The organism is Roseobacter litoralis Och 149 (assembly GCF_000154785.2).
Taxonomy (GTDB): Bacteria; Pseudomonadota; Alphaproteobacteria; order Rhodobacterales; family Rhodobacteraceae; genus Roseobacter; species Roseobacter litoralis.
Genome location: NC_015730.1, coordinates 1384566 through 1404260, shown reverse-complemented (window position 1 = coordinate 1404260; position 19695 = coordinate 1384566). Strand labels below are relative to the sequence as shown.

Genomic DNA, 19695 nt, shown 5'->3' with positions numbered 1-19695 from the left:
TTGGGCGCGCCGCTGTTTGTTTGCTTCAGCGCAGGCCACCGCTTTGGCCCGCTTTAGGGATAGAATGTTACGAAATTTAAGCTTTGCCGCCCTCTTCGCTGTTCTGGCACCTGTTGCGCAGGCGGCTGAATTTACATGGGCCAGCACGACAGACCCGCAAACCATGGACCCGCATGCGGTCAATTCAGCGCCTGTTCTGGGGTTTCTCAACAACGTCTACGAAGGTCTTGTACGGCGCGGTCAGGACATGGCCATCGAACCCGCACTCGCCATAAGCTGGGAAGCGATTGGCGATGGTGAGGGCTGGCGTTTCAACCTGCGCCGCGATGTTACCTTTCAGGATGGGGCTGAGTTCACCGCACAGGACGTGCTGTTTTCCTATGAGCGCGCCGCCAGCGATGCGGCGGATACCAGCAGTTGGTTCGCGCCGGTCTCGGATGTGATCCTTGTCGATGATTTTACGGTCGATTTCATGACCACCGCGCCCAATCCGATCTTTCCCGACAGCATCGCAAACTGGATGATCATGGACAGCGACTGGGCCATGGCAAACGATGCCACCCGCCCGGACAAGGAACGCGGCAACCATGCCACGCTGCATGCCAATGGCACCGGGGCCTTTGCGATCACGAGCCGTGAACCGGGCCTGCGCACCGTGCTTGAACCGCACGCAGGCTGGTGGGGTGCGGCGACCCATAACATCACCCGGGCAGAGTTTACGCCCATCCAGAACCCCGCCACCGCCATCGCGGCATTGCTGTCGGGGGATGTCGATTTCATCAACCCGGTGCCGGTGCAGGATGTCGCGCGCTTGCAGCAGGACACCAATATCAAGGTGATCCAGGGCATCGAGGCGCGTGTGATCATGTTAGGCTTTCCGCATGAGGCAGAAACGTTGAAATATTCTGCGCAGACACCGGACGCCAATCCCTTCACCGACCCGCGCGTGCGCCGCGCCGTGGCCCATGCCATCAACGTGCCCGCGATCCTGCAAACAACGATGCGCGGCAACGCCGAAGCGGTGAACCAATTGGTCAGCCCCGCCATGCGCGGCTATTCCGATGCGCTGGCCGGGCAGCCCCCCTATGACCCCGATGCCGCGCGTGCCCTGTTGGCCGAAGCCGGATATCCGGATGGGTTTTCATTCGGGTTCAAGTGCCCCAATGACCGCTATCTGAATGACGAAGCGGTCTGTCAGGCGATCACGGCCATGCTGGCACAGGTCGGCATGCGCGCCACGCTCGATGCGATGCCCGTGCAGACCTATTGGCCCGAATTGCGCGCGGATAATTACGACATGTATCTGCTGGGCTGGTCGCCCGGCACCTTTGACGCTGAACACCCGATCCGCTTTCTGGCCGCGACCCCGAATGAGGAAAAGCGTCTGGGCAGTTGGAATTTCGGCGGCTATTCTAGTGCGCGCGTCGATGAATTGCTGCCAATGATCCAGTCGGAAATTGACGAGCCTGCGCGTCAGGCGATGCTGGATGAGGTGGCGCAGATCCTGCAGCGGGACACGGCCTATGTGCCACTTTATGTGCAGCCGCTCGTTTGGGGGGCCCGTGCGCATATCGATCTGGTGCAACGGCCCGACAACTTCTTTATTCTGCGCTGGGTTAGCGTTAACTAGGAACATCTGCGGGGCGATCAGGCCCGGCGGCAATTGGGATAGTCACCATCATGCTTGCCTTTATCATCCGGCGTGTCCTGCAATCCGCGCTTGTCTTGCTGATCGTGGGGCTGACGGCTTTTTCGATGTTTCGCTTTATCGGCGATCCGATTGACAACATGCTGGGTCAGGAACGCACGGCGATGGATATCGAACGGCTGCGTGAACAACTGGGCCTCGATCAGTCGTTTCCCGTTCAATATTACAGGTTCCTGCAGGAGGCGGCGCAGGGCAACTTTGGTGTCAGCTATCGTCAGGGACGGCCCGTGGCGGAAATCCTGCTCGAACGCGCGCCCGCCACGCTTGAGCTTGCCGCCGTGTCCGGCATCCTTGCCATCGCTTTTGGCATTGCCTTCGGGGTGTTCACGGCGATCCGGCGCAAGGGGTTCACGGCCAATTTCATCATGTCCGCCTCGCTGATCGGTGTCTCCCTGCCGACGTTTCTGATCGGGATCCTGCTGATCTATATCTTTTCTGTTGAACTAGGATGGCTGCCCAGTTTCGGGCGCGGCGAGGTCGTGCAGATCGGTAATTGGTCCACGGGGCTGCTCACGAGTTCCGGCCTCAAGGCGCTGATCCTGCCCTCCATCACGCTGGGTCTTTATCAGATGACGCTGATCATGCGACTGGTGCGATCCGAGATGCTGGAGGTGCTGCGCCAGGACTACATCCGCTTTGCCCGCGCGCGGGGCCTGCGCGAACGGGCGATCAATTTCCGCCATGCGCTGAAAAATACGATGGTGCCCGTAATCACCGTGATCGGTTTGCAGCTTGGCGCGATCATCGCATTCGCCATCATCACGGAAACAGTGTTCCAATGGCCGGGCGTCGGTCTGTTGTTCATCAACGCTGTGCAATTTGTCGATATCCCCGTTATGGCCGCATACCTCATGCTGATTTCAGTCATGTTTGTCGCGATCAACCTGATCGTGGATATCCTTTATTTCTTTATCGACCCGCGCCTGCGGGTTGACCGTGCGGGAGGGCACTGATGACTGATTTGCCAATAAAGGCGGCAGAGCAATCACGCCTGCGGGTGTTCCTCGACAGCGACGTTTTCTACATGTTCAAGAAATCGCCTGTTGCCGTGGTCTCTTCAATCGTATTCGGCCTCCTTGTGCTCTCAGCTGTTTTTGCCCCGCTGATTGCCCCGACCAACCCGTTCGATCCTTCGTCCCTCAACCTGATGAATGGTTTCACCGGGCCGATGACCCCGAATGCCTTTACCGGAGAGAGCTTTTTGCTGGGCACCGATGATCAGGGGCGGGATGTGTTTTCGACCATTCTTTACGGGATGCGCGTGTCTTTGTTCGTAGGTGTCGCTGCGGTGTTGCTGGCGATGGTGCTGGGCATCACGCTGGGGTTGATTTCCGGCTATGTGGGCGGCTGGACGGAAACCATCATCATGCGCACGGCTGATGTGCAGCTGACCTTTCCCTCGATCCTTGTGGCCATGCTGATTTTCGGCGTCGCCAAGGGGATCACACCGGTCGAATATCGCGACCAGATGGCCATCTGGGTGCTGATCCTCGCCATCGGGCTGGGGGAGTGGGTGCAGTTTGCGCGCGTCGTGCGCGGTGCCACGATGGTGGAAAAGCGCAAGGAATACGTCGAAGCAGCCCGTCTTATTGGCCGCACGCCTTTTGCCATCATGCTGCGGCACATCCTGCCCAATGTCCTGTCGCCCGTTCTGGTGATCGCCACAATCACGCTGGCGCTTGCGATTATCGCCGAGGCCACGCTGAGTTTTCTGGGCGTGGGCGCACCCGCCACACAACCCTCGCTGGGGACACTGATCCGCATTGGTCAGGGGTTCCTGTTCTCGGGTGAGTGGTGGATTTTGCTCTTCCCTGCCGTGACGCTTCTGGCACTCGCGCTCAGTGTCAACCTGCTGGGCGACTGGCTGCGCGATGCGCTGAACCCGAGGTTACGCTGATGTCGGATGCTGTCTTGTCGATCCGGGGATTGTCGGTCGAAATCCCCAACCGCAGCGGAACGGTCAAACCGGTGGACGGTGTCAGTTATGACATCCATGCTGGCGAAATACTCGGCGTTGTGGGTGAAAGTGGTGCTGGAAAATCCATGGCGGGGAATGCCGTGATTGGTCTGCTGACGCCGCCTGCGCATGTGGCAGCCGGTGAGATTTGGCTGAATGGCACCCGCATTGATGGTCTTGAAGGCGAAGAGATGCGCCGGTTGCGCGGCAAGCAGATCGGCATGGTGTTTCAGGACCCCCTCACCTCTTTGAACCCCCTGCTCAGCATCGGCGATCAGCTGACCGAAACCATATTGACCCACCTCGATGTGAGCCGCAGCGAGGCACACAAGCGCGCGGTTGCGGCATTGGAAGAGGTCGGCATCCCCGGGGCCGCCGAACGCATCGACAGCTATCCGCATGAATTCAGCGGTGGTATGCGCCAGCGCGTGGTGATCGCCTTGGCTCTATGTGCCGAGCCGTCCCTGATCATCGCAGATGAGCCCACGACCGCGCTCGATGTCTCCGTGCAGGCGCAAATCATCGCCCTTCTCAAGCGGCTCTGTCGTGAACGTGGCACGGCGGTGATGCTGATCACTCATGATATGGGCGTGATTGCCGAAGCCGCCGACCGTGTGGCCGTCATGTACGCGGGTCGGCTTGCGGAACTGGGCAGCGTGCGCAATGTCCTCACTGCCCCCCGCCATCCTTATACCTTTGGCCTGATGGCCTCGACCCCGCTTGCCTCACAGGGCAAGGCCCGATTGCACCAGATCGAAGGCGCGATGCCCCGGCTGAACAAAGTCCCCGAGGGCTGTGCGTTTCATCCCCGTTGCGCCTATGCGCAAGCCAAATGCAGCGCCGCCCCGAGGCCGCAGATCACGGATGGTGCTGCGGCGTGTTGGTTCCCGATGGCCGCACAAAAGGTATCCTGATGTCCCTGATTTCCGTCAAATCCCTCACCCGCGTCTTTGACGTCTCAAAGCCTTGGTTGAACCGCGTGCTGGAACGGCGCCCCAAATCCCTGCTGACGGCCGTCTCGGAGGTGGATTTCGAAGTCGCAGCACGCAGCACCTACGCGCTGGTCGGCGAAAGCGGGTCCGGCAAGTCCACCATCGGGCGCATGCTGGTCGGGCTTTTGACCCCCACCGCCGGCACGGTCGAGATCAACGGCGTCAACCTTGCCAGTGAAACGGACGCGGGCAAGATCGATGTGATCCGCTCTGACATTCAGATGATTTTCCAGGACCCATTCGCCTCGCTCAACCCGCGCTGGCGCGTGCGCGACATCATTGTGGAACCTGTGGTGGCACGGGGGGGTAACGCGGACGGTCTGGCGGAAAAACTGCTCGAACAAGTGGGCCTGTCCGCTCTGGATGCGGGCAAATTCCCCCATGAGTTCTCAGGTGGTCAACGCCAGCGGATATGCATCGCACGGGCCTTGTCATCCGAACCCAAACTGATCGTCTGCGATGAGCCGACATCCGCACTTGATGTCTCCGTTCAGGCGCAGGTCCTGAACCTGATGAGCGATCTGAAGGATAATTTCGGCCTGACTTACGTGCTGATCAGCCATGATCTGACGGTTGTGCAGCATATGGCGGATCGCATCGGTGTGCTCTACCTCGGCCGCCTCGTCGAAGAAGCCAGCCCGGAGGATCTGTTTGCCAACCCGAAACATCCCTATACGCAAATGCTGCTCGCAGCCGCGCCAAGCATGACCGCCTTTGGTCGCGAGGCCGCCCTGCCCGAGGGCGAAATACCGGACCCCATCAACCCACCGGCCGGATGTGCCTTTCACCCGCGGTGCCCAATTGCCACCGACATCTGCAAAACGCAACGCCCTGCCATGCGGACACTGAACAATACCCGTGTGGCCTGCCATCTGGCGGAATAGCCTGTCACATTTTTTCGATACACGGCGTGATGGCCCGTGGCCCCGCCGCCGAAACGTTCGATGCCCTCTCAAGCAGACCCGTAAGGGGTGCGGGCAGTCCACAAACTGCCAGTAGGCTGGCGAAAAGAGAGCACGCTTGCCTATTGCTACACATAGATCGGTGCGTTAACTGGCACGGTGTTTGGAGTGCCAATGCGGCTGGCAACGCCGACACCCCCTTGAACCACACCAATGTGAGCTGAGAAAATATGAAAAACTCCAATCGCGATCGCTTTGACGGACGCTTGAAAAATGCATCCGAAGCAAAAAAGGACCTGCTTAAACGGTTCAAGGCTGCTGCAAGCGACCCGGAGAGGCTGGCAAAGCTAGCTGAGAGAGACGAATTGGCTGTGGCGCGCGAGGCAGAACGCAAGGCCGATGCAGAAAAGCTGCGTCAGGAACAAGAGGCTCTCGCGCTGCAACAAGCCGCGGATGCCGAGCGGGAGGCCGCGCAATCGGTAGAGCGCGAAGCGGCGCTTGCGGCGGAGCGTGCCAAGGCCGCAGAAAAAGAACTTGAGGATTTTGCAGCGCTCGAGGCCGAGCGTAAGGCAGAGCGCGACCGTCGCTACGCTGCAAGACGCGCCCGCAAACGCTGATTTGACGGGCCCGCCTGCCCGTCTGAGGCTGCAGATGACAAACCCAAACATGATCAATGCGGGGACAGGGGCCTGTGAAAGCGGGCAACGAAACACTGGCTAACTACGGTGATTTCTTTCAAACGCTGCATATGTCGGGCGGGGAATTTCACCTGACCGCTTTGATAATTTCAGACGGCGAAGCACAGCGTGACACCTCCAGTCAGTTGACTCTGATTTGATGTAAAAGCACGCGATCAAATGCCTTTTGACAACGGGAATTTCAGAGAAAATTAGAGCTTTGATGGGAAATCTGCTGGCCGGAGCAGAGGGGAAACTCATGAGTTCACAGATCAGCACGACGTATATCGTATCATTCCCGGAATGGGGTCCAGTGTGGAATGCGTCCTGTGGTCTGTCGACACGAGGTCAGTGCATATGACACCTGAGAACAATGTCCCGATCCACCTTGATCCCAACCGCGCATTTCATCTTGAAAATGTATCGGCGCTACAGCGGTTCAAGATCCTCGATAGCGCCCCCGAAGCTGCCTTTGATCATATAGTTGAAATCGCCTCACGTGTGTTTTCGGTCCCCATTGTTCTTGTTTCCTTGATCGACCTTAACCGACAGTGGTTCAAGGCAAAGGTCGGATTGGATTTGTGCGAGACGAACCTTGATGTTTCGTTCTGCACGTACGCCGTGCGCCAGAACGATGTGATGGTCATCCCTGATGCAACCAAAGATATTAGGTTCGCGAATAACGAACTTGTAAAAGCGCCCGACGGCATTCGCTTTTATGCAGGCGCGCCGTTGCGCACGACGGACGGTTTCGTCGTAGGGACGTTATGTCTGGTTGATGGGGTTCCGCATCTGGACTTTGGATCGGAAGACCGCGCACTCCTTGCGAAACTGGCGGTTCTTGTTGTGGACCTGATGGAAGGCCGTGCGAGCCACCAGGCGAGTTTGGAGGCAAAAAGCAAGCTGGAGGATTTCACGACGGCATCGCTGGATATTTTCTGGGAAACGGATGTCGAGCATCGATTTACCCGGTTGTCCTCCGAAACAATGCTTGGCGTGTCCGCGAGCGCCAATCCTTGGGATGCTGGGCTTGAAAGCATGGTGGGGCACAAAAGATGGGACATCCTGAACGTGGATACGACCCGCGAGCCATGGCGATCTCACCTACAACTGCTGGACGCCCGAAAGCCCTTTCGCGACTTGCGTTATGCCAAGGAATTTGACGGAAAACTCATGCATTTTTCCGTCAGCGGCCGCCCTGTTTTCGACAAGGACGGCACGTTTCTTGGCTATCGGGGTGCAACACAGAATGTCACGGAGCAGGAACAGTCCCGACTTGAGGCGGAGCGGCTGGCCAATTCGGACCCGCTTACAGGCCTTGCCAACCGCCGCTGTTGGAACACCGCGCTGCGCGACCGACTGAACGTGGACAAGGTGCCACCCACTGGCATTTTGCTGTTTGATGTAGACCGCTTCAAGGACATAAACGACGCGCTCGGACATGCGGTCGGTGATCGTCTGCTAATCGATATCGCAAAACGAATTGTGAACTGTTCGGTGAAAACATCGCTGGCAGCGCGCTTGGGAGGAGATGAGTTTGCGCTCTTAATCGAGGGCACGAACGAGGAAACAGTGCGCTCGGCCGATTGCATCTTGCAGGCCATGACACGGCCGTTCGAGATTGATGGGCATAACCTGCACGTTGAGCTGTCGATTGGCATAAAGCTTGTGGGCCCTCAGGAACACGAATGCGATCGGATCATGGTCGATGCGGATTTGGCGCTGCGCACGGCCAAGCTCCAAGGACGGCGTCGGCACGTCGTTTATGACCCAAGCATGCGCAAGGAAAACGACAGTCGCATAACTCTCACGGCGCAGTTTGAACGGGCATTGCAGAATAACGAGTTCGAGCTGCATTTTCAGCCTCAAATGCGGCTTTCAAACGATACTATTGTCGGCGTCGAGAGTCTGCTTCGTTGGAATCACCCTGAACGGGGGTTGCTGTATCCCAACCAGTTCCTGAATGCGCTTGAAACATCCGCTTTTGACATTCCAGCCGGTCAGCAAGTGATCGATCTTGCCTGCAAACAAGCGCGGATATGGCAGGATCTCGGCACACCGGTACGCGTCGGGATCAATGTGTCTGCCAGCCAGCTTTATGGGGATAACCTGCCCAAGGTTCTAGACGATGCGATGACCCGGCATGGAACCGCTGCCACGATGATCGAAGTGGAGGTGACCGAGCGTGTCGCCTTGGGGAACGTGGAGAAAATCACCTCTGTGCTGGAGGCCATTCGCGAATTGGGCATAACAATTGCGTTTGACGATTTTGGGACTGGATTTGCATCCCTCAGTTCTTTGATGCAATTTCCATTGGACAGGGTCAAAGTCGATCAACGTTTTATAACAGATCTGCATAAAAACCCGGCCAATACGCGATTGACAAGCGGCTTGATACGCCTTTGTCACAGCCTCGGTTTTGAAGTCATAGCTGAAGGCGTGGAAAAGCACGCACATGAGACGTTCCTGCGCAAGCAGAACTGCGATGAAGTTCAAGGCTATCTTTACAGCAAACCTGTAGACGCACGGCAAACAACAGACTTCCTGATTAAAGGCAAACGGGCGCAAGAAAAGAGGAAACAGACAGGCTAACAGCCTACCGTGTTGATACGCATGCGCAGCAAGACATGCCGAAAAGATCGCTGCGTTTGCCAAGGCCGTTCGTGCTCGCATCAGAATACACGCCTGCCCGGCTTTTGACGTCGTTTACCATTGTGGGAGGCATGCGTCAATGACGTCGCTTTTTGCCAAAAGTAATTCCGGATCAGCTTCGGTAAACACCGTCGGCGCCCGCGATCCGCGGTGCAATACTCTGAAAGGCAATGACCGGGTCTGGACGCATCAAATACCGTTTATTGCGGTGGCTTCAGGCCCAACTTTCGCTATTAGACACCGCGCAATGATGTATGGGCTCGTTTGCGCGACAGCCTATATCTCATCAACTCTGCACATTCATCCGGTAAGGGCTGCGGATCAGTGTTCTCTGCGTGCGCTTCATGTAAATGCTGCGATCAATTTATTCGCAGCCGCGCGCCGAACCCACCCGCATCACTGCCGTGTATCTCCTCTTTGGTGCGGTACATGATACCAAGATAGCAGCATCAAACACGACAGGCCCGGTGGGGCCAGTCAGGACGATGCCTTGACCCTAACCTTTAGAGCCGTGCCAACTGATCGCAGCCCGATAGGCTAAGCGCGCTCGAGGAACCGCACCGCAACAAATGATGTGTAGATCATTGATTCAACGTCAGCGACTCACTGAAAGTTGACGTTTGTTTCCGTTTTGAAAACAATTGGTAAATTTTTCATTAGTTAACGCCCTTTAAACGAACAATTAATCAAAATGCTTCAAAATCGTCGAAATTAGGAGGGTTGTGGTGTTATGAAAGGGGGGCTAAGTGAGTCGAGTTGTAAATAGTTTAAAAGAGTTAAATATGGTACGTTATGTAATGTTTGCCGCTTGTGCAGCGGCTCTATGCGCGACGTCGTCCGTCGCAAGCACAATTTCCGGAGACTTCAGCGGTACGATATCGGACCCACGCGGGACCCATACGACACCGATAAGAATAGAGGGTCAGAACACTGACACCTTGTATTGGGGCACTCCAAACAGCACCGCGAAAAAAGTAAACAAGTCAGATTCCAGTGTGCTGTCTGTGCATGGGCAATCATTCGACCATAAGGTTTCTGAGTCAGGCGAAATCCTGCTGGGATCGATTTCATGGGTAAACCACTCCAATTGGTTCGCTGGACGGAGATGGAGCAGCGTGTTGTCACTGGACTTGGACTTCGACACAATCGGTGGCGGTGAATCTCGCTCCGTGCAGGTTGGCTTCAACACATACAATTCTATCGACGGTTCGGTAGATACCAGCAAGAACGAAAGAACCGGCAACAGCCCTGATGAGATCAGCGGCTTTTATATAGATACGTCAAATCTCAATCTTCCCATTGCGCTGGATGGCGGGATTAAGGTCATGGACATATTTTTCCGTCTGGACGATGCAGGCACGCCCGGCACCCAAACGGGTTTCCTCCACAATGGACAGGCATCTGGCAGCACCTACGATCAGTCCACAGGTTTGTGGGTAAACCGTGAAGGTGGCAGTTCGACGATAGGCGTTTACGCCTCTGTTGCAGCCGTTCCGTTGCCTGCAGGGCTATGGCTGATGTTGTCGGGTTTTGGCAGCTTTTTGCTGGCACGGCGCTTCAAACAAAAAACCGCATAAAACGCGAGGCGGTTGCTCATGTAACTGTCCGAAACCAAGCGTTTTCACCGTGAGAACGCAGACACATTCAGATCGCCCACACACACTTGATGGGGCATGGTTCCAACTGACGCATCGTCAATACCACGCCCCCCACCCACAAATACGACCCGAAAGGTAATTAAAATGAGAATCTCTGTTTACTCAAAAGCCGCCGTTTTGTCCTCAGCCCTCCTGCTTGCCTCTATGGCTTCGGCAAGCGCAGAGCAGACCAACAGATGGGATATGTGCAACTGGGAGAAAATTCCTGCGAATGTAGTCCAACGGATTACCAATCGCGCAGACTATGATGACATTTTGCGGCGCATGTTTGAGTCCTGCCCTGACAGCGCATTGTCGCTCACAGATCGGCCAACCGCTACGATCTCAACCAGCCCAGGCACGCCCGGAGATCGTGGAGATTCTTCCGATGGTCAAAACGGTGGACAGACCGGAAACCCGGGTAATGGTCCGAGTGGTGGTGACGGCAGCGGACTTCCTGGGTAACTCAGATTTACGCCGGCGCGCTTATCGCTGGAAATAAAAAGGGGCACACAAATACAAACATTTGTGTGCCCCTTTTTTTGCATCACGGAACGTGAACTCTTACCTTTAACGAGAGGCGGTCGGCCGGTCCGAAATAACGCCGCCCGCGAGAACTGCATCCCAGCGGCTTAGCGACTTGGGGTTCTGGAGTTTCAGAAACGTATAGCCGGTTTCTTTCCAAGGCTTGACCTTATTGGTCAGATTATCGAGCACCAGATCACCGCTCTTTGTTCGCAATACCAAAACTGCATGGCTTTTCAACTTACGGTCAAGAACGGTCGCGATCAAAAGCAATTTGGATGGAACGCCTCGTTCGACCAGCATTTTCTTTTTCAGTAGCACCAGATCTTCGCAATCTCCGCCACGGTATGATGGCAATGCCCAATACTCTTCCTTGCCGTATTGGCGCAGGTCTTCGATCTCTCGAACCTCCTTGTTCACGGCCCGGTTTACAGATTTTGCGAGCTCCAATTGCTTGGATGTGAGTGTAGAGCCCGTTCCTGACATAGAACAAACCCAATCATATCGTGCGCACAATCCGTTAAACCCGGACGGCGCTTTCACCGGCTTCTGAGCCACAAGAAACGCGCTGCCTCCATTCCCAGCCGCAGCGACCGGTATAGTGCTCAGCGCGAGCGCAACCCCAACTGCTAAACCCAGCAACAACCCTTTCGCGTTATCTCGTCCAAGGGCAACACTGCGCGCGATCGATAGGTTCTCGGTCGCGCCGAGGCGTTCAATCATTTTTGCTGATCGGTTCTGCTGAAACGGCACAAAAGTTCCCCTTACCAGTGATCTTAACGTTTATTAATATGCTAGTCTAATCGGGTGGGAAAGTGTTAAGAATGTGCCCAATCTGCGGATGAATTGTTAAAATACGCAATGAATTGCCTGCTTTCTCACGTTCAGTACCGCGATAGGTTAACCGTGACGTGCGACACAATCAAAAGTGGCCGTTCGACACCATGGGTTTTGAAACCAGAAAATACTGAGAGAACACTGGGACGCATGCAGCACCGATGCCGCGCGCCTCGCTACCGACCTGCCCCGCAAGTATGTTCGGAAGAATAAGACCTCGGCTATCTTCTTTGCCTACATAAGCCGCGACGGCCTCAACCAACGCGCTGCGCACCCAGTCCGGAAAATAACCGTCGATCAAAACAGATTCAAAATCGATAACCGAACAGGCTGAAATGCAGGCCTGCGCGATGCCATGTGCGGTCTCATCTATCCAGGGAGCGACGTGCGTGCTGAATTTATCCCAGTCCTGAGGCTGCGACCAGAGCTGTTTAGGATCGTGGCCCGTTTGTGTCAGCCGTGTTTCAAGGACATGAAGGGAGGCCACATCCAGCAGCTGCCGCGTCTGCCCGGCCTTATTACCGACCCGAAGTGGCCCAAACGCCCCCGCATTTCCCAGCTTGCCTTCATAGACCGAATTTCCAAGCACGATGCCACCACCGATGAAAGTCGACACGAAAAAGTAGGCGAAATTGTCCATGGCCTTGCCACGACCATAGATTTGTTCGGCCCAGCACGCGCTGGTCGCGTCATTCACCATGTAAAGCGGCAAATCGGTGAATTGCGCCACTTCGCTTTCAAAAGATACATCTTTCCACGACAGAAACTCCTCGGGCGTATTGCCGTCCGAAGCGCCCCATTTCCAGATTTCAAACGGGGCGGCGATCCCAATACCACAGAGTTTGCCGGCAAGTTCCGGGCCGATGTGTCCCACCCCATCAGAAAATGCATCCCGGAAGAACGCAAACACCTCATGCGGCAAGGCCAGATCATACTGGATGTGTTTTCTGAACAAGATCTGCCCGTTCAGGTCGGTCAGCAACACATCACTGCCGCGTCGACCCAATTTACATCCAACTGAAATTGCACCCTTTGGATTCAACGCCATCGGAACAGATGGTTTACCCACGCGCCCCTTGGAGGGACGTCCCTTGGTGACCAAACCGTCACCCTCAAGTTTGCGCAGAATAACGGAGACTGTTTGCGCCGAGAGCTTTGTCTTTCGGGCAATCTCGCTGCCTGGCAAATCCCCGTGGCGATGCAATACCGACAGTATCAATCGCTCGTTGTAATCGCGCAGCCCCTTTTGATTGGCCCCGTGATTCAACGCCCTGATGACAGGTGACTGGGTCATCCCGCTCCCTCGCATTACCCGAAGTAAGCTGCAGGAGTGGAGTTAATAAATCAAGTTTACTTATTAATTGACACGCGCTGCGAATTAGAGCACCGTCCGGCGTCAAGCACGTCACACAACGTGTTCACACAATGGTTTGGGAGGATCACATGAAAAGATTTATTGCTGGCACCGCACTCGCTCTGATTGCATCTGCAAGTACTGCCGCCGCGGACGGGCATTCGGTTTCCGCCTGTCTGATTACCAAAACAGATACGAACCCTTTCTTCGTTAAAATGCGCGAAGGTGCCGCCGCCAAGGCGGAAGAACTGGGGATCACGCTGAACTCTTATGCCGGTAAAGTGGATGGCGACCATGAAACGCAGGTCGCAGCCATCGAAACCTGCATTGCCAACGGCGCGAACGGTATCCTGCTCACAGCGTCCGATACATCCTCGATTGTCCCTGCGGTACAGCAGGCGCGGGATGCGGGCTTGCTGGTTATCGCACTGGACACACCACTGGAGCCAATCGATTCTGCGGATATGACATTCGCCACGGATAACTTCCTCGCGGGTGAGTTGATCGGCAAATGGGCGGCTGCGTCCCTCGGTGATGCCGCTGCAACGGCGAAGATCGGCATGCTGGATCTGGCGGTGAGCCAACCATCCGTAGGTGTTCTGCGCGATCAGGGCTTCATGACCGGTTTCGGAATCGACGTCAAAGACCCGAACCGCTGGGGCGATGAAGAAGACCCACGGATCGTTGGCCATGATGTGACGGCCGGGAACGAAGAAGGCGGACGTCGCGCCATGGAAAACCTGCTCGCCAAGGACCCGATGATCAACGTGGTCTACACGATCAACGAACCTGCGGCAGCGGGGGCCTATGAAGCCTTGAAATCAATTGGCCGGGAAAATGACGTCCTGATCGTCTCCGTCGATGGTGGCTGCCCCGGCGTGCAGAACGTGGCGGACGGGGTGATCGGTGCAACGTCTCAGCAATATCCGCTGCTGATGGCTTCAAAAGGCATCGAAGCGATTGCCAACTGGGCCAAGGATGGCAGCAAGCCAGAGGCGACAGAAGGCAAAGGGTTCTTTGACACCGGCGTCGCACTTGTCACGGACCAGCCTGTAGATGGTGTGGAGAGCATCGATACCAAAGAAGGCATGGACCTTTGCTGGGGTTGATCCTGCAGCCGCAATAATCTCAATTCACGTTAGAGGGGGGCGCGTTTTAACCCGCCCCCCTTGGTTGTTTTAAACCAGATGTCACGGCATCTCAAAAGGAGAGCCAACAATGTCCGGACCCGACAATTACGAAGCCGCCAGCGCAGATGCTGCGAATGAGATTGCCTCGTTCGATACGGGCAGCAAGGGGTTTGTCAGCCGTTTTCATCATGCGCTGCACACGACCCCTGCCCTCGTGCCCCTGATTGTCTTGCTTGCGTCAATTGCCATCTTTGGCGTTCTGCTGGGCACAAAGTTCTTTTCCCCCTTCGCGCTGACACTGATCCTGCAACAGGTCCAGATCGTCGGGATCGTTGCCGCTGCGCAAAGCCTGGTGATCCTGACCGCCGGTATTGACCTGAGCGTCGGGGCCATCGCGGTGATTTCATCCGTGGTCATGGGACAATTCAGTTTTCGCTATGGACTGCCCGTCGAAGTCGCGATTGTGTGCGGTCTGGCCTTTGGCACGATGATTGGTGCTGTGAATGGCTGGCTGATTGCCGTTATGAAACTGCCCCCCTTCATTGTGACGCTGGGCATGTGGCAAATCGTGCTGGCGGCCAACTTCCTTTATTCCGCAAATGAAACGATCCGAAGTCAGGACATCGCGGAACAAGCCCCTTTGCTGCAATTGATGGGCACGAAATTCAACATTGGCGGTGCCATCTTTACCTTCGGGGTTGTGTTTATGCTCCTCCTCGTTCTTGTGCTGGCCTATGTTTTGAAACACACCGCCTGGGGCCGCCACGTCTATGCGGTGGGCGATGATCCTGAAGCCGCCGCCCTGTCTGGTGTGAACGTCAAGAAGACGCTGATTTCAGTCTATGCGCTGGCCGGTTTGATCTGTGCCTTTGCCGGATGGGCGCTGATCGGGCGGATCGGCTCGGTCTCGCCCACATCGGGACAGCTTTTGAACATCGAAAGCATCACAGCCGTGGTGATCGGGGGTATTTCACTCTTTGGCGGGCGTGGGTCGATCCTCGGCACGTTCTTTGGGGCGCTGATTGTTGGGGTGTTCACCCTTGGGTTACGTTTGCTCGGCGCCGATGCGCAATGGACGTTCCTGCTGATTGGCGCGCTGATTATCGCCGCTGTTGCGGTAGACCAATGGATCAGGAAGGTGGCCGCGTAATGGAACCGATTTTAAAGGGCCGCGGGCTGGTCAAACGCTACGGCAAGGTCACAGCCCTTGATCACTGCGATTTTGACCTGATGCCGGGCGAGATATTGGCCGTCATCGGGGACAATGGCGCGGGCAAAAGCACGTTGATCAAAGCGGTCTCAGGTGCCGTAACACCGGATGAAGGCGTCGTGGAACTGGAAGGCGCGCAGGTCCGGTTCAACTCGCCCATCGACGCACGCAATGCGGGGATTGAGACGGTATATCAAACACTTGCCATGTCACCTGCCCTGTCTATTGCCGATAATATGTTCATGGGACGCGAGCTGCGCAAACCGGGATTTCGCGGCAGCGTGCTACGCCAGCTTGACCGCAAAAAGATGGAAGAGATCGCGCGCGAAAAGCTGACCGAACTGGGGTTGATGACGATCCAGAACATCAATCAGGCGGTCGAAACGCTCTCGGGTGGACAACGTCAGGGTGTGGCGGTTGCACGCGCTGCGGCGTTTGGTTCCAAGGTCATCATTCTGGACGAGCCGACCGCCGCCCTTGGCGTCAAAGAAAGCCGCCGCGTGCTGGAGCTCATTCAGGACGTCAAAAGCCGGGGCATCCCGATCATCCTGATCAGTCACAACATGCCGCATGTCTTTGAGGTGGCAGACCGCATTCACGTGCACCGTCTGGGCAAACGCCTCTGTGTTGTTGACCCCAAAGATCACTCCATGTCGGATGCCGTGGCCTATATGACCGGGGCCACCGTGCCGGACGGAGCCCATGCAGCTTGACTGGGATGTAGAGGCGCTCGCCACGCGGATCACGGCGCTGCCCTTTCGCAACAAAAGGCGGCTGATTGCTTTAGCGGGTCCGCCTGCAAGTGGGAAATCAACGCTGGCGCATGCATTGGCAGATCACCTGCCCAACAGCTGCGCGCTGCCGATGGACGGGTTTCATCTCGACAATAGAATACTGCGGGAACGCGGGTTGATCGCGCGCAAAGGCGCGCCCGAAACCTTTGATGTTGCAGGACTGCAGCACTTGTTGCAGCGCTTACAAAACGAAGACGACGTCGTTTACCCGCTCTTCGACCGCCATCTTGATTGCGCCGTGGCAGGCGCTGGCATCGCTGAGGCCAGCGCGACCACCGTCATTGTCGAAGGCAACTACCTGCTTCTGGACGCCCCCTATTGGCGCGATTTACGCGCCCTATGGGATTTCGCCGTCTATGTGTCCGTCTCACCCGATGTTTTGCGCGACCGCCTGCTAACCCGTTGGCACGATCATGGGTTTTCACGTGAGGATGCGCAGGCAAAGGTCGAACAAAACGATATGCCGAACGCTGAAACCACACGTAACGCGTTGCTGACCCCTGATTGCATTATACACGAGAAACCGGCCCCTTAGACCGTGCCCCATGCACGACGGTCTATTTGTACGTGGTGTCGGCAATTTTCAACAGGTCATCGAAAACAGCATTCCCACCAGCGATCACGCGGCCACCCTGTGCAATCATCTGGTTAGCACTTTGATCCTCGATCTGCCCACCGGCTTCGGCAATCAGCAACTGGCCGGCCAAACAATCCCATGCGTTCATGTGCTCTTCGATGTAGCCAAGCAACCGACCCGACGCCACATAGGCCAGCGACAGCGCGCCGGACGCATTGCGGTGAAAAACGCCACCCTTTTCCAGAATGGCCAGCACCACATCGGCAGAGGCCTGCGCGGAAATCCGGCTTGAATAGCCGGTGCCAACGGTCCCACGGGTAATCGGCGCGTCGCTCGCACAGGCCATAGGCGCACCATTCAGAGTGGCCCCCGCGCCGCGATTGGCCACAAACATCTCGTTATGCACGGGATCAAAAATCACACCGATCTGCGTTTTGTCTTCGAACACGACAGCCAAGACGACTGTCCAAGCGGGAATGCCGGAGATGAAATTTGTGGTCCCGTCAATCGGGTCAATGACCCATGTATAGCCCGTCGATGATGGTTTTGGCGCGTCTTCTTCGCCGACAATGCCATCGTCCGGGAAAGCGGCAATAATCATGTTGCGGATGTGCGTTTCGACCGCCTTGTCAGCCTCAGACACAAAATCCTGTGGGCCTTTGTCTTCGATGACGAGGGACCCGAGACGCCGATAGTACTCCAGCGCCAGTTCGCCCCCGATCCGCGCAATTTCAACGGCTGCCTGACTTCGGTTGTTCACGGTCACTCTCCTTAAATTCGTTTGGCGCGACACTTACAGTGAATAGCCCTGCAGTCCACCGTTTATCCGCTGAAATCAAAGAGGTTTTACCACTCGGCGGGGTCTTGCCGATCCGCACTGCATGTACCGATGTCACCCCATCGTCGAGGTCACGACACGCCGGGCGATATCCTCAAGGAGAGGCTCCAGATCCACAGTCACTCTTTTTTCGGTCAGCTTGCCGTCAATTGTCAAAAAAGACAGACCATGCACGAAGCTCCACAACAGAAACGCCTGATGCTCGTCCTGCGGGGACACCTCGTCCGCCCCACGGCACCGCGCCACTTCTTTTTTGACGACCAAAAACGTGTCATCACCCATCTCGACGAGATCACTGTGATCCCCGTGGTCTTCGGACAGGCCAAACATCAGGCGAAAAACACCCGGTTCGGCCACAGCGAAATTGACATAGACCCGGCCCATACCAACGATGCGTCCCAAAGTGCCGGGCTCGTATTTCTGCAATTCAGCGAGAAGCTGTTCGCGCTGGCGCACCATTCCTTCCATGGCGACCGCGCGCAGCATACCGCTTTTATCCGCGAAATGCTTGTAGGGAGCCGCCGTGGACACACCGGCACGACGACACGCCTCGGACACCGAAAAATGATCCGGTCCTTTTTCCTCGACAAGGGCGCGTGTGGCTTCAATCAGCTGAGACCTGAGATCCCCGTGATGATAACTATCTCGTTTTCCGGCATTTTTACTCTGTTCCATGATCCATTCTTTTTCAGAATACGTAACCCTTGTCAAAGTAAGAGACTCTAACATATGTTAGAGGTGCTAACTTAGGTGAGGTTTCATATGGCCCGTACAACAAAACAGACGTGGACGATGAAGGTGCTGAATTTAATGACGCGCATGATCCTGACCGTCAGTGTCATTGGTATTGCAGGCATTGCCGTCGTTATGGGCGTCGGCCTGTTGAGCGACCGAGCGGGCGCTGTGCCGGAACCGGACGCCGCGCTCCCCCTGCCCGTTCAGGTTCAAACAATCGACATGAAACAGGGCTATACTACGCCACGTCGCTTTACGGGGCAGATCGAAGCGCGCGCAGATGTGTCCCTGTCCTTTGAGCTTGGCGGACGCATCGTCAGCCTGTCGGTCGATGAGGGCGACAGTATCGCAGCGGGGCAGGAAATTGCCCGTCTTGATACGGATCTGCTTGATGCTGAGGCGACGCGGCTCAGCGCGTCCCGTGGGGCGGTTGCCGCGCAATTGAGTTCGGCAGAGGCCCGTTTGACACGCGCCGTTGAACTGCAAAGACAGGGTTTCACCAGTCAGGCCGGGCTCGATGATGCATTGGCCGCGCGCGATGAGCTGACCAGCCGCATCGCCGAGACTGATGCCGCACTGAAATCGGTGCAGATCAATCTTGAGAAATCAGTGATCTATGCGCCCTTCGATGGGCAGGTCGGGGCACAAAACGTGGACGCTGCCGAGACGATTCAGGCCGGTCAACCTATTGTCCGATTGATGGAAACCTCCGCCCCTGAACTGCGGGTCGGCCTGCCCCTCGACATCGCGGCGGATGAACTCAGATCAGTGGAAGTATCCTTTGGAGAGCAGATTCTGCCCGCATATTTATCGCGTATCCGGCCTGACATTGATCCTGTAACGAGGACACGCACCGCGTTGTTTGCGCTGGAGGGGCCGGGCAATATGCTGTTCGGGCAAAGCGCGTCGCTGGTTTTGCGATCAGAGATCTCGGCGCAAGGCGCATGGGTGCCTGTCGATGCGCTGCAATCCGGTGAGGGCAGCGTTTGGACACTGATGCTGGTGGTCGAGGACAAGCTGGCACCGGCAGCCGTGGAAATCCTTCATATTGAAGACCAGCGCGCCTTTGTGCGCGGCACATTCGAGCAGGGCAGCGTTTTCGTCACCACAGGCGCGCACCGCGTGGTGCCCGGCCAGACCGTCAGCATTCTGGCGCAGAAGGGTTAACGC

General features: G+C 56.4%; 17 protein-coding genes. 13 read left to right on the top strand and 4 right to left on the bottom strand.

Annotation, left to right across the window (positions count from 1 at the left end; translation table 11 throughout):
* Positions 1 to 64: 64 nt before the first annotated feature.
* The 8 genes from RLO149_RS06555 (at position 65) to RLO149_RS06520 (ending at position 10465) form a co-directional block, all read left to right on the top strand.
* Positions 65 to 1630: an ABC transporter substrate-binding protein gene (locus RLO149_RS06555; protein ID WP_013961297.1), complete on the top strand. Its 1566-nt coding sequence runs from the start codon at positions 65 to 67 to the stop codon at positions 1628 to 1630.
* Positions 1631 to 1680: 50 nt separating this feature from the next.
* Positions 1681 to 2661: an ABC transporter permease gene (locus RLO149_RS06550; RefSeq protein ID WP_013961296.1), complete on the top strand. Its 981-nt coding sequence runs from the start codon at positions 1681 to 1683 to the stop codon at positions 2659 to 2661.
* Positions 2661 to 3605: an ABC transporter permease gene (locus RLO149_RS06545; RefSeq protein WP_013961295.1), complete on the top strand. Its 945-nt coding sequence runs from the start codon at positions 2661 to 2663 to the stop codon at positions 3603 to 3605. The genes RLO149_RS06550 and RLO149_RS06545 overlap by 1 nt, the downstream gene beginning before the upstream one ends.
* Positions 3605 to 4579 (top strand): ABC transporter ATP-binding protein, encoded by a 975-nt coding sequence (locus tag RLO149_RS06540; protein WP_013961294.1) that lies wholly within the window; start codon positions 3605 to 3607, stop codon positions 4577 to 4579. The genes RLO149_RS06545 and RLO149_RS06540 overlap by 1 nt, the downstream gene beginning before the upstream one ends.
* Entirely contained in the window at positions 4579 to 5541 is a 963-nt protein-coding gene (locus tag RLO149_RS06535) for an ABC transporter ATP-binding protein (protein WP_013961293.1), read from the top strand. The genes RLO149_RS06540 and RLO149_RS06535 overlap by 1 nt, the downstream gene beginning before the upstream one ends.
* A 248-nt stretch (positions 5542 to 5789) precedes the next feature.
* Positions 5790 to 6176, top strand: a complete 387-nt coding sequence (locus RLO149_RS06530; protein ID WP_013961292.1) for a DUF6481 family protein — start codon at positions 5790 to 5792, stop codon at positions 6174 to 6176.
* Between the two features lie 417 nt (positions 6177 to 6593).
* Complete coding sequence (locus RLO149_RS06525; RefSeq protein ID WP_013961291.1) at positions 6594 to 8828, top strand: putative bifunctional diguanylate cyclase/phosphodiesterase; 2235 nt, start codon at positions 6594 to 6596, stop codon at positions 8826 to 8828.
* Between the two features lie 842 nt (positions 8829 to 9670).
* Positions 9671 to 10465 carry a choice-of-anchor K domain-containing protein gene (locus RLO149_RS06520; protein WP_148264317.1) on the top strand — a complete coding sequence of 265 codons (795 nt, stop codon included), beginning with the start codon at positions 9671 to 9673 and terminating at the stop codon, positions 10463 to 10465.
* Between the two features lie 630 nt (positions 10466 to 11095).
* Here the strand turns inward: RLO149_RS06520 and RLO149_RS06515 are convergent.
* Positions 11096 to 11803 (bottom strand): transglutaminase-like cysteine peptidase, encoded by a 708-nt coding sequence (locus RLO149_RS06515; RefSeq protein ID WP_245538133.1) that lies wholly within the window; start codon positions 11801 to 11803, stop codon positions 11096 to 11098.
* A 169-nt stretch (positions 11804 to 11972) separates the two neighbouring features.
* On the bottom strand, positions 11973 to 13181 hold the full coding sequence (locus tag RLO149_RS06510) for an ROK family transcriptional regulator (protein ID WP_013961286.1): 1209 nt from the start codon (positions 13179 to 13181) through the stop codon (positions 11973 to 11975).
* 149 nt (positions 13182 to 13330) lie between these two features.
* Between RLO149_RS06510 and RLO149_RS06505 the strand changes: the two genes are divergently transcribed.
* The 4 genes from RLO149_RS06505 (at position 13331) to RLO149_RS06490 (ending at position 16910) form a co-directional block, all read left to right on the top strand.
* A complete protein-coding gene (locus RLO149_RS06505; RefSeq protein WP_013961285.1) occupies positions 13331 to 14350 on the top strand; it encodes a sugar ABC transporter substrate-binding protein in 1020 nt (339 codons plus the stop codon).
* A 109-nt stretch (positions 14351 to 14459) separates the two neighbouring features.
* Positions 14460 to 15521, top strand: a complete 1062-nt coding sequence (locus RLO149_RS06500) for an ABC transporter permease (protein WP_013961284.1) — start codon at positions 14460 to 14462, stop codon at positions 15519 to 15521.
* The gene (locus RLO149_RS06495; RefSeq protein ID WP_013961283.1) at positions 15521 to 16294 is read left to right on the top strand and encodes an ATP-binding cassette domain-containing protein; all 774 of its coding nucleotides are present in this window, start codon (positions 15521 to 15523) and stop codon (positions 16292 to 16294) included. Before RLO149_RS06500 ends, RLO149_RS06495 begins: the two co-directional genes overlap by 1 nt.
* Complete coding sequence (locus RLO149_RS06490) at positions 16284 to 16910, top strand: AAA family ATPase (RefSeq protein WP_013961282.1); 627 nt, start codon at positions 16284 to 16286, stop codon at positions 16908 to 16910. The genes RLO149_RS06495 and RLO149_RS06490 overlap by 11 nt, the downstream gene beginning before the upstream one ends.
* A 22-nt stretch (positions 16911 to 16932) precedes the next feature.
* On the opposite strand, the gene RLO149_RS06485 is transcribed toward RLO149_RS06490, so the two are convergent.
* Both RLO149_RS06485 and RLO149_RS06480 read right to left on the bottom strand, forming a co-directional pair.
* A complete protein-coding gene (locus RLO149_RS06485) occupies positions 16933 to 17712 on the bottom strand; it encodes an inositol monophosphatase family protein (RefSeq protein WP_013961281.1) in 780 nt (259 codons plus the stop codon).
* Positions 17713 to 17844: 132 nt separating this feature from the next.
* Positions 17845 to 18465, bottom strand: coding sequence for a TetR/AcrR family transcriptional regulator (locus tag RLO149_RS06480; RefSeq protein WP_013961280.1), 621 nt, complete (start codon positions 18463 to 18465; stop codon positions 17845 to 17847).
* A gap of 87 nt (positions 18466 to 18552) precedes the next feature.
* On the opposite strand from RLO149_RS06480, the gene RLO149_RS06475 reads away from it, so the two are divergent.
* On the top strand, positions 18553 to 19692 hold the full coding sequence (locus RLO149_RS06475) for an efflux RND transporter periplasmic adaptor subunit (RefSeq protein WP_013961279.1): 1140 nt from the start codon (positions 18553 to 18555) through the stop codon (positions 19690 to 19692).
* Positions 19693 to 19695: the final 3 nt, after the last annotated feature.

What these genes read in the sequence shown, in the direction of transcription:
- RLO149_RS06535 (WP_013961293.1), top strand. Translation starts at nt 4,579, where the DNA reads ATGTCCCTGATTTCCGTCAAATCCCTCACCCGCGTCTTTGACGTCTCA.
- RLO149_RS06520 (WP_148264317.1), top strand. Translation starts at nt 9,671, where the DNA reads ATGGTACGTTATGTAATGTTTGCCGCTTGTGCAGCGGCTCTATGCGCG.
- RLO149_RS06530 (WP_013961292.1), top strand. Translation starts at nt 5,790, where the DNA reads ATGAAAAACTCCAATCGCGATCGCTTTGACGGACGCTTGAAAAATGCA.
- RLO149_RS06490 (WP_013961282.1), top strand. Translation starts at nt 16,284, where the DNA reads ATGCAGCTTGACTGGGATGTAGAGGCGCTCGCCACGCGGATCACGGCG.
- RLO149_RS06510 (WP_013961286.1), bottom strand. Translation starts at nt 13,181, where the DNA reads ATGACCCAGTCACCTGTCATCAGGGCGTTGAATCACGGGGCCAATCAA.
- RLO149_RS06500 (WP_013961284.1), top strand. Translation starts at nt 14,460, where the DNA reads ATGTCCGGACCCGACAATTACGAAGCCGCCAGCGCAGATGCTGCGAAT.
- RLO149_RS06475 (WP_013961279.1), top strand. Translation starts at nt 18,553, where the DNA reads ATGGCCCGTACAACAAAACAGACGTGGACGATGAAGGTGCTGAATTTA.
- RLO149_RS06540 (WP_013961294.1), top strand. Translation starts at nt 3,605, where the DNA reads ATGTCGGATGCTGTCTTGTCGATCCGGGGATTGTCGGTCGAAATCCCC.
- RLO149_RS06545 (WP_013961295.1), top strand. Translation starts at nt 2,661, where the DNA reads ATGACTGATTTGCCAATAAAGGCGGCAGAGCAATCACGCCTGCGGGTG.
- RLO149_RS06555 (WP_013961297.1), top strand. Translation starts at nt 65, where the DNA reads ATGTTACGAAATTTAAGCTTTGCCGCCCTCTTCGCTGTTCTGGCACCT.
- RLO149_RS06480 (WP_013961280.1), bottom strand. Translation starts at nt 18,465, where the DNA reads ATGGAACAGAGTAAAAATGCCGGAAAACGAGATAGTTATCATCACGGG.
- RLO149_RS06550 (WP_013961296.1), top strand. Translation starts at nt 1,681, where the DNA reads ATGCTTGCCTTTATCATCCGGCGTGTCCTGCAATCCGCGCTTGTCTTG.
- RLO149_RS06525 (WP_013961291.1), top strand. Translation starts at nt 6,594, where the DNA reads ATGACACCTGAGAACAATGTCCCGATCCACCTTGATCCCAACCGCGCA.
- RLO149_RS06495 (WP_013961283.1), top strand. Translation starts at nt 15,521, where the DNA reads ATGGAACCGATTTTAAAGGGCCGCGGGCTGGTCAAACGCTACGGCAAG.
- RLO149_RS06505 (WP_013961285.1), top strand. Translation starts at nt 13,331, where the DNA reads ATGAAAAGATTTATTGCTGGCACCGCACTCGCTCTGATTGCATCTGCA.